The sequence below is a fragment of the Klebsiella planticola genome, assembly GCF_000783935.2.
GTDB classification, from domain to species: Bacteria; Pseudomonadota; Gammaproteobacteria; order Enterobacterales; family Enterobacteriaceae; genus Klebsiella; species Klebsiella planticola.
This window is the reverse complement of the sequence record NZ_CP026047.1, coordinates 3,293,633-3,308,527: the sequence shown is the minus strand read 5'-3', so window position 1 is coordinate 3,308,527 and position 14,895 is coordinate 3,293,633. Positions and strand designations below refer to the sequence as shown.

10 protein-coding genes and 7 tRNA genes are annotated in these 14,895 nt (G+C 54.0%); 12 read left to right on the top strand and 5 right to left on the bottom strand.

From position 1 onward, the window contains the following. Window positions 1–33: 33 nt before the first annotated feature. From chiQ to nagE, 4 genes are all read right to left on the bottom strand, one after another. A complete protein-coding gene (chiQ, locus tag MC50_RS15960) occupies window positions 34–366 on the bottom strand; it encodes a ChiQ/YbfN family lipoprotein (protein WP_032688836.1) in 333 nt (110 codons plus the stop codon). 47 nt (window positions 367–413) lie between these two features. Next, a complete protein-coding gene (gene chiP / locus MC50_RS15955) occupies window positions 414–1,817 on the bottom strand; it encodes a chitoporin ChiP (protein ID WP_032688837.1) in 1,404 nt (467 codons plus the stop codon). A gap of 454 nt (window positions 1,818–2,271) precedes the next feature. Next, complete coding sequence (glnS, locus tag MC50_RS15945) at window positions 2,272–3,939, bottom strand: glutamine--tRNA ligase (protein ID WP_032688838.1); 1,668 nt, start codon at window positions 3,937–3,939, stop codon at window positions 2,272–2,274. A gap of 178 nt (window positions 3,940–4,117) precedes the next feature. Then, the gene (nagE, locus tag MC50_RS15940; protein WP_032696394.1) at window positions 4,118–6,139 is read right to left on the bottom strand and encodes an N-acetylglucosamine-specific PTS transporter subunit IIBC; all 2,022 of its coding nucleotides are present in this window, start codon (window positions 6,137–6,139) and stop codon (window positions 4,118–4,120) included. A gap of 313 nt (window positions 6,140–6,452) precedes the next feature. On the opposite strand from nagE, the gene nagB reads away from it, so the two are divergent. The 12 genes from nagB to MC50_RS15880 all read left to right on the top strand — a co-directional run bounded on the left by nagB (window position 6,453) and on the right by MC50_RS15880 (window position 13,521). Next, complete coding sequence (nagB, locus tag MC50_RS15935; protein ID WP_004859594.1) at window positions 6,453–7,253, top strand: glucosamine-6-phosphate deaminase; 801 nt, start codon at window positions 6,453–6,455, stop codon at window positions 7,251–7,253. A gap of 128 nt (window positions 7,254–7,381) precedes the next feature. Next, complete coding sequence (gene nagA, locus MC50_RS15930; RefSeq protein ID WP_032688842.1) at window positions 7,382–8,530, top strand: N-acetylglucosamine-6-phosphate deacetylase; 1,149 nt, start codon at window positions 7,382–7,384, stop codon at window positions 8,528–8,530. 7 nt (window positions 8,531–8,537) lie between these two features. After that, a complete protein-coding gene (gene nagC, locus MC50_RS15925; RefSeq protein ID WP_004859587.1) occupies window positions 8,538–9,758 on the top strand; it encodes a DNA-binding transcriptional regulator NagC in 1,221 nt (406 codons plus the stop codon). A gap of 45 nt (window positions 9,759–9,803) precedes the next feature. Continuing rightward, the gene (locus MC50_RS15920; protein ID WP_015584887.1) at window positions 9,804–10,556 is read left to right on the top strand and encodes an HAD-IIA family hydrolase; all 753 of its coding nucleotides are present in this window, start codon (window positions 9,804–9,806) and stop codon (window positions 10,554–10,556) included. 279 nt (window positions 10,557–10,835) lie between these two features. Continuing rightward, window positions 10,836–12,500 (top strand): asparagine synthase B, encoded by a 1,665-nt coding sequence (asnB, locus tag MC50_RS15915; RefSeq protein ID WP_004859583.1) that lies wholly within the window; start codon window positions 10,836–10,838, stop codon window positions 12,498–12,500. A 226-nt stretch (window positions 12,501–12,726) separates the two neighbouring features. Further along, a tRNA-Met gene (locus MC50_RS15910) sits at window positions 12,727–12,803 on the top strand. 9 nt (window positions 12,804–12,812) lie between these two features. Further along, a tRNA-Leu gene (locus MC50_RS15905) sits at window positions 12,813–12,897 on the top strand. Between the two features lie 109 nt (window positions 12,898–13,006). Further along, a tRNA-Gln gene (locus tag MC50_RS15900) sits at window positions 13,007–13,081 on the top strand. 36 nt (window positions 13,082–13,117) lie between these two features. Then, window positions 13,118–13,192, top strand: a tRNA-Gln gene (locus MC50_RS15895). 20 nt (window positions 13,193–13,212) lie between these two features. Continuing rightward, a tRNA-Met gene (locus tag MC50_RS15890) sits at window positions 13,213–13,289 on the top strand. 46 nt (window positions 13,290–13,335) lie between these two features. Continuing rightward, window positions 13,336–13,410: transfer RNA gene (locus tag MC50_RS15885), tRNA-Gln, on the top strand. 36 nt (window positions 13,411–13,446) lie between these two features. After that, window positions 13,447–13,521 (top strand) — tRNA-Gln (locus tag MC50_RS15880). A 148-nt stretch (window positions 13,522–13,669) separates the two neighbouring features. On the opposite strand, the gene ubiF is transcribed toward MC50_RS15880, so the two are convergent. After that, the gene (gene ubiF, locus MC50_RS15875; protein WP_032696396.1) at window positions 13,670–14,845 is read right to left on the bottom strand and encodes a 3-demethoxyubiquinol 3-hydroxylase; all 1,176 of its coding nucleotides are present in this window, start codon (window positions 14,843–14,845) and stop codon (window positions 13,670–13,672) included. Window positions 14,846–14,895: the final 50 nt, after the last annotated feature.

The following is a 14,895-nucleotide window of genomic DNA, read 5'->3' as shown; positions in this document are numbered from 1 at the left end:
GGCGTTTTTATTGACGATGTCTGGCGCCTGCGATCAGGGCTGCGTGTTGTTGCTGCGAATCTCCTTCCAGATGCGATCGCAACGTGCTTTCACCGCCTGGTCATTGCCGGTACGGGTCGCCTGAATACATTGTTGGTAATCCAGAACGCGCACGCTTTCCTGGTTGGCAAACGCTTGATGCTGTTTCTCTTCTTTCAGCACGTCCAGCACGCTCTGGCAGGCCTCCACTTTGTCCGGGTTCCCTTCCGCCGTATTGATACAGGCGCTATAAGCATCTTTTAACTTCGTATCTTCCTTCGGTGCGGGGGACTGCGTGCAGGCTACCAGGCCCGATGCCATAACCGCGATGAGTAATAGCTTCTTCATATTCGACCTCTCAGGCTTGCGGCAGGTTTACGCCTGCCGCTGCGGCATCAGAAAATAGTGAACGGGGCAATAACCATGAACTTCACGTCACGCTCGTCCTGGAAGATGTTGCCATAGCCACCGCTCCAGCTCGGGATATCGGAGTGGTTGTCGTATTGGGTAAAGTGCAGTTTGAACAATGTCCCTTTCGCGCGGCCGTCCTGGACGGTGTACATGGCATCGAGGCTATAGGCGGACTCTTCCAGACGTTTGTCCGGGTTGTAGTAAGCGTCCGGCGTGGACATTTTGCCCGGTTTAGCATCCCACGCGTACACGTATGACGCGCCGAACGCCCAGCCCGGCATATTCCAGTTCTTCATGTCATACATCGCACCGAAGAACACCGCTTTTTCACCGTTGGCGTTGAAGTCAGAGCGGTTATCCCACCAGATATCAAGACGACCGTTGGAGGAAGCATAGGTCGGAGTCATACGCTGCAGGAAGTAGCCCTGCTGGCCTTCAGCTTTCACCCAGGTGCCTTCCAGACGCAGATCGAGGACATCAGCAACCTTGTAGCCAAAGGTCAGCGCCTGCAGCCAGGCGGTACCGTCGTAGATATCGTTCGTACCGCCGTTACTGACTTTGTCGCGGGTGCCGTAGAACTGGTAGCTGGTATTTAACGGCGTTCCGGCAATATCAAATTTATAGCTGGCTTTGGCAAAATACTGGTCGATATAGCCTTCAGCCTGACCAAACGCCGCTTCCAGCACGAGGTCATTTTTAAAATCGTATTTGGCACCCAGTGAGTGCAGATAATCGACTTTGGTTTTCTTGTCGTTCTGGTAGAACTTATCCATCTCAATGTGCCATGGCGCTTTGTATTCGTTCGTCCACATATAGGAGAAACTCAGCGCGCCGGCATCGCCGTAATCAAAATTGGCGCCGGCTTCAGCACCCTGGTAAGTACCCGGCATAAAGCTCCAGTGCGGAGCCAGCAGCGTTTGCCCGGTTGGCTGGATATAACCGCCGCGAGCCCATACCGGGCCATATTTAAATTTCGCCGCAGCTTTATACAGGCTGATCCCGCTCTTATCGCCAGAGTAATCTTCGTCGTAGGCTTTATTTTTTGAGGAGAAGGCAATTTCGTTCGGGTGACCGCTTTCGCTGCTTTCCGCCATTTCAATTGCGGTGAAGGCAGCCACGTCAATACCAAACATATCAGCGGCATAGCCGGACTGGAAATCCAGATTGGCGTTCCAGGTCGAATGGGAAAGGTTGGTTTTGTATTTATCGCCGTCGGTCACATCTTTCCGGTCGCGCTCACGCTGCCAGTAGTAAATGCCGCCGGTTAAGGTGGAATCATCAATAAAACCTGCTGCGCTGGCCTGCGGAACAACGATCCAGCCCGACATCGCGGTGACGGCGGCAATAGCCAGCGCCAGCGTACTACGTTTGCCACTAAACGTACGCATGTGCATATCCTCTTTGACGTTTTAAAAACGCGGAGCCAAAGGCAAGCCGCGAAAAAATAAATAAGACTGCTAAAAAGGTGGAGCGGTAAAAGCCGCGTAACCACTGCTGATAGACTATTTTTCGTGACGCGAATTATCAATCTCTTTCGCCGATCAAAGCTTAAGATTATGACAAAGCGCACATATTCTATTTCTTTTTGTAACAATATCAGGTCTCATACTTTTTACGCGTAAGTAATTACTAAATCGAAAGAAAATAACGAATGAAAGCGCTTACAGCCGTTTTAGGTACCGGCGGGAGGAGTGGCAGGTCTGGCAGATATGACAAACAGCAAACAAGATTAATTCGCATCGCGAAAATAACGAACTTAATTCACTGATTCCAAAATAAAAAAAAACGCCGCTACATGCGGCGTTTTTACACAGAGACGACGGCCAGGCCGCGACGAAAAATTTACTCGCCGACTTTAGCCCAGGTATCACGCAGACCAACGGTGCGGTTAAACACCAGATGCGTTGCGGTTGCATAGCGGCTATCGAGACAGAAATAGCCTTCACGCTCAAACTGATAGGCTTTGCTGGCCTCCGCTGCGGCCAGGCTCGGCTCAGCGAAGCCCTGCTTGATCACCAACGATTCAGGGTTCATCACCGTCAGGAAGTCTTCTTCCGCCCCTGGATTCGGCACGCTGAACAGGCGATCGTACAGACGGATTTCCACCGGCAGAGCGTGCGCCGCGCTGACCCAATGGATAACGCCCTTCACCTTGCGACCATCGGCAGGATCTTTGCTCAGCGTATCGGCGTCATAGGTACAGAAGATGGTGGTGATCGTGCCCTCTTCATCCTTCTCTACGCGCTCGGCCTTGATCACGTAGGCATTACGCAGGCGAACTTCTTTACCCAGCACCAGACGCTTGTACTGCTTATTCGCTTCTTCACGGAAGTCGGCACGGTCGATCCAGATCTCCGCGCTGAACGGAACTTCACGGCTGCCCATCTCCGGTTTATTCGGATGATTCGGCATCGTCACCATCTCGCTTGCATCCTGCGGGTAGTTTTCGATGACCAGCTTAACCGGGTCGATAACGGCCATGGCGCGCGGAGCGTTTTCGTTGAGATCTTCGCGGATGCAGGATTCCAGTGACGCCATCTCAATGGTGTTGTCCTGCTTGGTCACGCCAATGCGCTTGCAGAACTCACGAATAGAACTGGCGGTATAGCCGCGACGACGCAGACCGGAAATGGTCGGCATACGCGGGTCATCCCAGCCTTCTACGTGCTTCTCGGTAACCAGCTGGTTCAGCTTACGCTTGGACATCACGGTATATTCGAGATTCAGACGCGAGAATTCGTACTGACGCGGGTGAACCGGGATGCTGATGTTGTCCAGTACCCAGTCATACAGGCGACGGTTGTCCTGGAACTCCAGGGTACACAGGGAGTGCGTAATGCCTTCCAGCGCATCGCTAATGCAGTGCGTGAAGTCGTACATCGGATAGATGCACCACTTGCTGCCGGTCTGATGATGATCGGCAAATTTAATGCGGTACAGTACCGGATCGCGCATGACGATAAACGGCGAGGCCATATCGATTTTCGCACGCAGGCAGGCCTTCCCCTCTTCAAAACCACCGGCACGCATTTTTTCAAACAGCGCCAGGTTCTCCTCCACGCTGCGATCGCGATACGGGCTGTTTTTACCCGGCGCTTTCAGCGAACCGCGGTATTCGCGAATTTCATCCGCCGACAGTTCGTCAACATAGGCCAGGCCTTTGTTAATCAGCTCAACGGCATACTGGTGCAGCTGGTCAAAATAATCAGACGAGTAGCAAACATCCCCGGACCAGTGGAAACCTAACCACTGCACGTCGTTTTTAATCGACTCCACGTATTCGATATCTTCTTTCACCGGGTTGGTGTCATCGAAACGCAGGTTGCATTGGCCTTGATAATCCTGAGCAATACCAAAGTTCAGGCAAATAGACTTCGCATGGCCAATGTGCAGATAACCGTTCGGTTCCGGCGGGAAACGAGTATGAACGGTGGTGTGCTTACCAGTAGCCAGATCTTCATCGATGATCTGACGAATAAAGTTAGTCGGGCGGGCTTCTGCCTCACTCATCGTGGGTTCCTCAAAGCGTAAACAACGTATAACGGCACATGATCTTACAAGCGGGGCGTAGAGACAACTATTAGTTACTGAAAATACGTATCTGAAGAAGATTATGGGGTCAGATGGGCGAAAAAAAAGCGGCGGAGGTTTCCCCCCGCCGCTCAGGCATAAACGCTACTCAGGAGCCTTACTTGCCTTTAATCTCATACAGCGGCGTCTGACCTGCCACAACCTTACCGGTTGCCAGAATCACCAGCGCACTGTAATCGTCGCTGTTGCTGCACACGACCGGGCTGATCATGGAACGGGCATTGGCATTCAGGAAGTCCAGATCCATTTCCAGAATCGGCTGGCCAGCCTGCACTTCCGCGCCTTCTTCAACCAGACGTTTGAAGCCCTGGCCGTTCAGCGCCACGGTATCGATGCCCATATGGACGACGATTTCCGCGCCATTTTCCGTTTCCAGACAGAACGCGTGGTTGGTGTTGAAGATCTTCACGACAGTACCGGCAGCCGGAGCCACGACGGTTTTGTCGGTCGGTTTCACCGCCACACCATCGCCGACCGCTTTGCTGGCGAAGGCTTCATCAGGCACCTGCTCCAGCGCAACGATATCACCGGTAATCGGCGATACCAGCGCGGCGATGGTTTTGGCGTTAGCGACGGCCTGCGGTTTTGCAGTCGGAGCGGCCGCGGCCGGTGCCGCGTTGGCTTCTGCCGCCGCCACGGGTCCCGTCGTTTTCATCGCGTTAGCGATTTTTTCCGCCACGAAGCCGACAATGATCTGTACGCTGGTTTTGTTCAGGCGAATAACGCCAGACGCGCCCAGACGTTTCGCCAGCGCTTCGTTCACCAGTGAAGAGTCCTTAACGTTCAGACGCAAACGGGTGATGCACGCATCGATACCGGTCAGGTTGTCAGAACCGCCGACTGCAGCGATGTACTGACGTGCCAGCCCTGCAACATCCTGCTCGCTGCCGCTGCTGACATTCACATCCTGGCCATCCGCTTCGCTACCGGCAACGGCCAGTTCGCGACCCGGGGTCATCAGGTTGAATTTGGTGATGGTGAAGCGGAAGACCACGTAGTAAATAACAAAGAAGACCAGACCCTGCGGGATCAGCATCCACCAGTGGACCGCCAGCGGGTTACGGGACGACAGCACCATATCCACCAGACCGGCGCTGAAGCCGAAACCGGCAATCCAGTGCATGCTGGCAGCGATGAACACGGAGATACCGGTCAGCACGGCGTGAATGACATACAGCACCGGCGCCACGAACATGAAGGAGAACTCCAGCGGTTCAGTGATCCCGGTAAAGAAGGCGGCAAAGGCGCCCGCCATCATAATACCCAGCACTTTTGCCTTGTTCTCAGGACGCGCGCAGTGGTAGATAGCCAGCGCCGCACCCGGTAAACCAAACATCATGATCGGGAAGAAGCCCGCCTGGTAACGACCGGTGATTCCCACAACCGCTTTACCTGCTTCGATGGACTGAGCGCCGCCGAGGAAGTTAGGGATATCGTTAATACCGGCAACGTCAAACCAGAACACGGAGTTCAGCGCGTGGTGCAGACCGACCGGAATGAGCAGACGGTTGAAGAACGCATACACGCCCGCACCGACGGAACCCAGTTTCTGGATATGCTCACCGAAGTTCACCAGACCGTCGAAGATAACCGGCCAGATGTACATCATGATGAACGCGACAACAATCATCACAAAAGAGGTGAGGATCGGCACCAGTCGGCGGCCGCTGAAGAAGGAGAGCGCTTTCGGCAGTTCAACGCTGCTAAAGCGGTTATACAGCTCCGCGGAAATGATCCCTACGAGGATCCCCACGAACTGGTTGCTGATTTTCCCGAATGCAGCCGGAACCTGATCCGCCGGAATCTTCTGGATCATGGAAACCGCAGCCGGAGAGCAGAGCGTGGTCAACACGAGGAAGCCCACAAAACCGGTAAGCGCCGCAGCGCCGTCTTTATCTTTGGACATACCATAAGCCACACCAATGGCAAATAGTACGGACATGTTGTCGATGATCGCGGAACCGGATTTAATGAAGAACGCCGCCAGCGCGTTGTCTCCACCCCAGCCTACCGGGTCAATCCAGTAACCGACACCCATTAATATCGCTGCCGCCGGCAGCGTGGCGACCGGCACCATAAGCGCGCGGCCAACCTTTTGTAGATAACCTAGAATACTCACTTTATTCCCCCTATGAGACCCCGATAAGGCTCATTCAAAGCCACTTTTTTATTGTGTAACCAGGTTGGTTTTTTAACTTACTTGCAAAGTTTGTGGAAAATTAATTCGTATCGCAAATTAAATGCGTATTTTTTGTGACTATAATCACCAAATATCGTATTAACCCCTCCCTGCGACTGGCTAACATCGAAAACTTATTTTATCATTCAAAAAATCAACACGGATTGACCCCGCTCGTCGTAGTGACTGTAATACTCTTAATAGTATGCCGGCGCCAATCCGCCAGGTTCTAATTTAACTATAGAGGTGAAGAATGAGACTGATCCCCCTGGTAACCGCTGAACAAGTCGGCAAATGGGCCGCTCGCCACATCGTTAACCGCATTAACGCGTTCAAACCGACGGCGGACCGTCCGTTTGTCCTGGGTCTGCCTACCGGTGGTACGCCTCTGACCGCTTACAAAGCGCTGGTTGAAATGCACAAATCAGGCCAGGTTAGCTTTAAACATGTTGTGACCTTCAACATGGACGAATATGTCGGTCTGCCGAAAGAGCATCCGGAAAGCTATCATAGCTTCATGCATCGTAATTTCTTTGATCACGTTGATATTCCGGCGGAAAACATTAACCTGCTGAACGGCAATGCGCCAGATATCGATGCAGAATGCCGCCGTTATGAAGAAAAAATCCGCTCCTACGGCAAAATCAACCTGTTTATGGGCGGCGTTGGCAACGACGGGCATATCGCCTTCAACGAACCGGCCTCTTCACTGGCCTCCCGTACCCGTATTAAAACCCTGACCCATGAAACCCGTGTGGCAAACTCCCGTTTCTTCGACGGCGACGTGGATCTGGTGCCGAAATATGCGCTGACCGTGGGCGTGGGCACCCTGCTGGATGCGGAAGAAGTGATGATTCTGGTACTGGGTCACCAGAAAGCGCTGGCGCTGCAGGCAGCGGTTGAAGGCAACGTCAACCATATGTGGACCATTACCTGTCTGCAGCTGCACCCGAAAGCGGTGATCGTCTGCGACGAGCCGTCCACCATGGAGCTGAAAGTGAAGACGTTGAAATACTTCAATGAATTAGAAGCCGAAAACGTCAAAGGGCTGTAAGGTAGTCTCGTCCTGCGGCCTGTCCGCAGGACATTTCATTTTTTTGCTACACCAGCTCCGCCAGGCGGCATCAGAGCAACCATACAGAAGCCAGCCTGCAGCAGAGCGCGTGTGAACCGGGGGTCGTAATGTATGCATTAACCCAAGGCCGGATTTATACCGGTCATGAAATTCTGGATGACCATGCGATTATCATCGCTGATGGCCTTATCGAACGTATCTGTTCACTGGCTGATTTACCGTCTGAGATTGAGCAACGCTCGGTCAATGGCGCCATTCTGGCCCCCGGTTTTATCGACGTCCAGCTGAACGGTTGTGGCGGCGTGCAGTTTAACGACAGCCCTGACGCAGTTACCGTCGAAACGCTGGAAATTATGCAGAAGGCCAACGAACGTTCCGGCTGCACCAGCTATCTGCCGACGCTGATTACCTCCAGCGATGATTTGATGAAACAGGGCGTGCGCGTCATGCGCGAGTACCTGCAAAAACATCCGAACCAGGCGCTGGGTCTGCACCTTGAAGGCCCGTGGCTGAACATCGTGAAAAAAGGCACGCACAACCCGGACTACGTGCGTAAGCCGGACGCTGCGCTGGTCGATTTCCTGTGTGAAAACGCGGATGTAATAACCAAAGTGACTCTCGCCCCTGAGCGCGTCAGTACCGAAGTGATTCGTAAACTGGTGGCTGCCGGGATCGTGGTTTCCGCAGGCCACTCCAATGCCACGCTGAAAGAAGCGAAAATCGGTTTTCGCGCGGGCATTACCTTCGCCACCCATCTGTACAACGCCATGCCGTACATCACCGGGCGTGAACCGGGCCTGGCTGGCGCGATTTTCGACGAACCGGACGTTTACTGCGGTATTATCGTCGACGGCATGCATGTCGATTATGCTAACGTGCGGAATGCAAAACGCCTGAAAGGCGACAAGCTGTGCCTCGTCACTGACGCAACCGCCCCGGCTGGCGCGCATATTGACCAGTTCATTTTTGCTGGTAAAACAATATACTACCGTAACGGGCTGTGCGTGGATGAAAATGGTACCCTCAGCGGTTCTTCGCTGACCATGATTGAAGGCGTTCGCAATCTCGTCGAGCATTGCGGTATCGCACTGGACGAAGTGCTGCGTATGGCAACCCTCTACCCCGCGCGCGCCATTGGCGTAGAGAAACAGCTCGGCAGCATCGCACCGGGAATGGTCGCTAACCTGACCGCCTTTACCCGCGATTATAAAATCATCAAGACCATCGTTAATGGTAACGAGGTCGTCACTGAGTAAGTAAAGAATGACAGCAGGCGGACATGCTCAAATTGGTAACGTTGATCTCGTAAAACAGCTGAACAGCGCGGCCGTGTATCGGCTCATTGACCAGCACGGCCCCATTTCGCGCATTCAGATCGCGGAACAAAGCCAGCTTGCCCCTGCCAGCGTGACTAAAATCACGCGTCAACTGATTGAACGCGGGCTGATCAAAGAAGTCGATCAGCAGGCCTCCACCGGGGGCCGCCGCGCCATCTCTATTATTGCGGAAACCCGCAACTTCCATGCTATCGGCGTGCGCCTTGGTCGCTATGACGCGACCCTGACCCTGTATGATTTAAGCAGCAAGACGCTGGAAGAAGAACATTTTCCGCTGCCGGAACGTACCCAGGAGACGCTGGAACATGCGCTGCTGAATATCATTGCGGCCTTTACTGAACGCTGCCAGCGCAAGATCCGCGAACTTATCGCTATCTCCGTGATCTTACCCGGACTCGTTGACCCGGAAAGCGGTGTGATTCGCTATATGCCGCATATTCAGGTCGAGAACTGGGGGCTGGTTGAAGCGTTGGAAAAACGCTTTAAAGTCACCTGCTTTGTTGGCCACGATATTCGCAGCCTTGCGCTGGCAGAGCACTATTTTGGTGCAAGTCAGGATTGCGAAGACTCTATTCTGGTGCGCGTCCATCGCGGTACCGGCGCGGGAATCATCTCCAACGGACGCATTTTTATCGGTCGTAACGGCAACGTCGGCGAGATAGGTCATATTCAGGTCGATCCGCTGGGCGAACGCTGTCACTGCGGGAATTTTGGCTGCCTGGAGACCGTCGCGGCGAACGCCGCCATCGAACAACGCGTGCGCCACCTTCTTGAACAGGGCTACCAGAGTAAACTGACTGCGGATGAATGCACGATCAAAGCTATCTGCAAAGCCGCTAACAAAGGCGATGCCCTGGCCTGCGAGGTCATCGAATATGTGGGACGTCACCTGGGTAAAACCATTGCTATCGCCATTAACCTGTTTAATCCACAAAAAGTGGTGATCGCCGGCGAAATTGTCGAAGCAGAGAAGGTGCTGTTACCGGCGATTGAAGGCTGCATTAACGCTCAGGCACTGAAGGCGTTTCGCAAGAATCTGCCGGTCGTTCGCTCCACGTTAGATCACCGCTCCGCAATCGGCGCTTTTGCGCTGGTGAAACGCGCCATGCTCAACGGTATACTGCTCCAGCGTTTGCTGGAAAGCTAACGCGGCTATATAGTTTCGCCTTTCTTCAACGATGTCGGACTGTCCATGACCATTCAAAACGTAATCTGTGATATTGACGGCGTGCTGATGCACGACAATGTGGCCGTGCCGGGCGCTGCTGAATTTATCAAACGCATTCTTGAGAAAGATATGCCGTTGGTGATGTTGACCAACTACCCTTCCCAGACCGGGCAGGACCTGGCAAACCGCTTTGCGACCGCCGGGATCGACGTGCCGGATAGCGCCTTTTATACCTCCGCGATGGCCACCGCTGATTTCCTGCGCCGCCAGGAAGGCAAGAAAGCCTACGTGGTCGGGGAAGGCGCGCTGATTCACGAGCTTTATAAAGCCGGCTTTACCATTACCGACGTCAACCCGGATTTTGTTATCGTCGGTGAAACCCGCTCCTTTAACTGGGAGATGATGCATAAAGCGGCCTTCTTTGTCGCCAACGGCGCGCGCTTCATTGCCACCAATCCGGATACTCACGGCCGCGGCTTCTATCCGGCCTGCGGCGCTCTCTGTGCCGGAATTGAGAAGATCTCCGGCCGCAAGCCGTTCTACGTGGGAAAACCCAGCCCGTGGATTATCCGTTCTGCGCTGAATAAGATGCAGGCGCACTCCGAGCAGACGGTTATCGTCGGCGACAACCTGCGTACCGATATCCTGGCCGGTTTCCAGGCCGGTCTGGAAACCATTTTGGTTCTCTCCGGCGTGTCGACGCTCGACGATATCGACAGCCTGCCGTTCCGCCCTTCGTGGATCTATCCGTCCGTTGCCGAAATTGATATTTTCTGAACAAAACCACGTCCCAGGACGTGGTTTTTCATTTATCGCACTTCAAAAAAGAGACGCATCTAATAAAAACGCCATGTCACTGCATATTCATCAATAAAGATGCTCAAAACATGTTCTTTTTTTAATATTCAGCAATCGCCATTGCGTTTTTTCTTTTACTGACCGTAAATCTCTTGCGCCTCCCTCTCCTTTGCGGCATTTTCTTAGACATGCACTGAGACCTCGCGATAAGACGACGTCTGCACAACATCACAACACGACAGGGTAATGGAGAAGGTTATGTGTTCAATTTTCGGCGTACTGGATATTAAAACTGACGCGGTCGAGCTGCGTAAAAAGGCACTGGAACTTTCCCGCCTGATGCGCCACCGCGGTCCGGACTGGTCCGGCGTCTACGCCAGCGATAAAGCCATTTTGGTCCATGAGCGTCTGTCTATCGTCGACGTGAACGCCGGGGCCCAGCCGTTGTACAACGCGCAAAAAACCCACGCGCTGGCGGTAAACGGCGAAATTTACAACCATCAGGCGCTGCGTGCGGAATATGGCGACCGCTATACCTTCCAGACCGGCTCCGACTGCGAAGTTATCCTCGCCCTGTACCAGGAAAAAGGCCCGGCATTCCTCGACGATCTGCAGGGGATGTTCGCCTTCGCCCTGTACGATAGCGAGCAGGACGCGTATCTGATTGGTCGCGACCATATCGGCATCATTCCGCTGTATATGGGTCACGACGAGCACGGCAACTTCTACGTCGCCTCAGAAATGAAAGCGCTGGTACCGGTCTGCCGCACAATCAAAGAATTCCCGGCAGGTAGCTACCTGTGGAGCAAAGACGGCGAGATCCGTCAGTACTATCAGCGTGACTGGTTCGACTATGATGCGGTTAAAGACAACGTCACGGATAAAAACGAACTGCGTCAGGCGCTGGAAGAGTCCGTCAAAAGCCATCTGATGTCTGATGTGCCTTATGGCGTGCTGCTGTCCGGTGGTCTCGATTCGTCGGTTATCTCAGCCATCACCAAAAAATTCGCCGCTCGCCGGGTTGAAGATCAGGAACGCAGCGAAGCCTGGTGGCCGCAGCTGCACTCTTTTGCCGTCGGCCTGCAGGGCTCGCCGGATCTGAAAGCCGCGCAGGAAGTGGCGAACCATCTGGGTACCGTCCACCACGAGATCCACTTCACCGTGCAGGAAGGCCTTGATGCCATCCGCGACGTTATCTATCACATCGAAACCTACGATGTGACCACCATCCGCGCCTCGACGCCGATGTATTTAATGTCGCGTAAAATCAAAGCGATGGGTATCAAAATGGTGTTGTCAGGCGAAGGTTCTGATGAGGTGTTCGGCGGCTATCTCTATTTCCATAAAGCGCCAAACGCTAAAGAGCTGCATGAAGAGACCGTTCGTAAGCTGCAGGCGCTGCATATGTTTGACTGCGCCCGGGCAAACAAAGCCATGTCAGCCTGGGGTGTGGAAGCGCGCGTCCCGTTCCTCGACAAGCAGTTCCTTGACGTTGCGATGCGTATTAACCCGCAGGACAAAATGTGTGGTAACGGCAAAATGGAAAAACATATCCTGCGTGAATGTTTTGAATCCTATCTGCCGGCCAGCGTCGCATGGCGCCAGAAAGAGCAGTTCTCTGACGGCGTAGGCTACAGCTGGATCGATACGTTAAAAGAGGTGGCGGCAAAACAGGTCTCCGACCAGCAGCTGGAAACCGCCAGCTTCCGTTTCCCGTACAACACGCCGTCTTCCAAAGAAGCGTATCTGTATCGTGAAATCTTCGAGGAGCTGTTCCCGGTTCCTAGCGCTGCCGAATGCGTACCTGGCGGCCCGTCAGTCGCCTGTTCATCGGCTAAGGCGATTGAGTGGGACGAAGCGTTCAAAACCATGAACGATCCGTCAGGACGCGCCGTTGGCGTTCACCAGTCAGCTTATAAATAATCACTTTGTACGATCGGCGGACCCCTCGGGGTCCGTTTTTTTATTGCTTTTTTTACTGCAGAAAAGCGATAAATAACCAATAATTGCCGATTATTCCATCACGCTGTTCGCAACCTAACCAAACAGTCACATTCCGGCGATTTTCATTGAAAAAGGGGTTGACGCTCGCAGGCCCAATACGCATAATGCGCCCCGCAACGCCGATAAGGTAACGCGAAAAAAAGATGGCTACGTAGCTCAGCTGGTTAGAGCACATCACTCATAATGATGGGGTCACAGGTTCGAATCCCGTCGTAGCCACCATCTTTTTTTGCGGGAGTGGCGAAATTGGTAGACGCACCAGATTTAGGTTCTGGCGCCGCAAGGTGTGCGAGTTCAAGTCTCGCCTCCCGCACCATTCACCCAAAGCGTTGCACGGATGGGGTATATCCAGGCTGTAAGATAGCCATTAAGGCTGCCGTAATAAGTTTGTAGATAACCTCATCTGGAAGTAAAAGATTTTTTGTTGGGGTATCGCCAAGCGGTAAGGCACCGGTTTTTGATACCGGCATTCCCTGGTTCGAATCCAGGTACCCCAGCCATTTTCTTCGATGTTTGCGGTTCACCGCGACGGTTATTGGGGTATCGCCAAGCGGTAAGGCACCGGTTTTTGATACCGGCATTCCCTGGTTCGAATCCAGGTACCCCAGCCATCGAAGAACATGATAAACTTGGCTACGTAGCTCAGCTGGTTAGAGCACATCACTCATAATGATGGGGTCACAGGTTCGAATCCCGTCGTAGCCACCATATAAAGGACTTATTGATTCATTTCGATAAATCCAGAAAGAATTGTTGGGGTATCGCCAAGCGGTAAGGCACCGGATTCTGATTCCGGCATTCCGAGGTTCGAATCCTCGTACCCCAGCCAATTTTAAAAAGTCGTTCACACTATGGACGCACCCGTTGGGGTATCGCCAAGCGGTAAGGCTCTGGTTTCTGATACCAGCATTCCGAGGTTCGAATCCTCGTACCCCAGCCACTTAATAACAAAAAAGCTCGCTTCGGCGAGCTTTTTTGTTTTCTGCATTCGCTTCAATTCGCATCACGGTGTTAACGTCATATTCAGGCGATGTACAAGGCGCCGCGGTGATATCCCGGCTAAGCGGCGCGCCAGCCGGGAACCGGGTTTACAATCCCAAGGCGTATTTCAGCGCCTGGCGCTTTAAAACGCCCGCATGTGCCGCAGCCATTAAGCCGATATTGCGCAGCACGCGCACCGGCGCCAGATCGTTGCTGAAACCGGCATAAAACAGATCCATACCCGACTGCATAATAAAATTATCCGCTCTGCGTCGCGCCTGGTAGCGTTTTAGCACCGGCAGGCTTGCCCATGCTTCCCCCTGGCTTTTCGCCTCGCTCAAAATATCCAGCAGCGCGTCAACATCGCGATAACCCAGATTCACCCCCTGCCCCGCCAGCGGATGAATGGTATGCGCGGCATCCCCCACCAGCGCCAGTCCCGGCTGTACATACTGCAGCGCATGGCGACGGGTCAGTGGAAACGCCCCGGCACTCAGCGGCGTGACCTGACCCAGTCGGGACGGGAAGTGGCGCGCAATCTCCTGCTGTAGCTGCGGCATACTCATGCCCTGCAGCTGGCGAATACGCGCGGGCGTGTCATACCACACCAGCGATGCCCACTTGTCGAACAGCGGCAGAAACGCGCGCGGGCCCGATGGCGTAAACTGCTGCCAGGTGCTGTTGCCAGGCTCCTGCACGCACTGCACGCTAATCAACATGCAGGATTGCTGATACTGCCACGCGTGAACGCCAATGCCTGCCAACTGGCGCACCTGCGAGTTGGCGCCATCCGCGCCGATAACCAGGCTGGCCGCACACTCGCCGCCATTGGTCAGACGCAACGTCGTGCGGGTCTCCCCCCGCTGCATCTCCTGTAACGAGGCGCCAACCTGCAGCGTGACGGCCTCATGCGCCGTCAGCGCCTGCCATAGGGCGAGCTGCAGAACGTTGTTCTCCACCATATAACCCAGCTCAGGCAGCTTCAGCTCGACGGCATCAAAGGTCACATGCGCGTCCTCCCATTCCCAGGTCTCCAGCCGGCGATAGGGATGCGCACGCATGGCGCGCACCGCATCCCAGACGCCAAGGCTTTTCAGTAACCCGACGGAAGCGGCGCTAATCGCCGAAATACGGACATCCGGCGGCGCTGAAGGCGCAAATGCCGGCGGTGCCGATGGCTCGATGACCGTTACCGTAAAACCGTGCTGCGCCAGCCCCAGCGCCAGGGCTCCGCCAACCATTCCGCCACCCACAATGGCGACATCTGTTGCATGAATTGTCATGGCAATTATCCTTAAACCTGAATCCGTTAAGTTTACCGGATTTTTCCCCA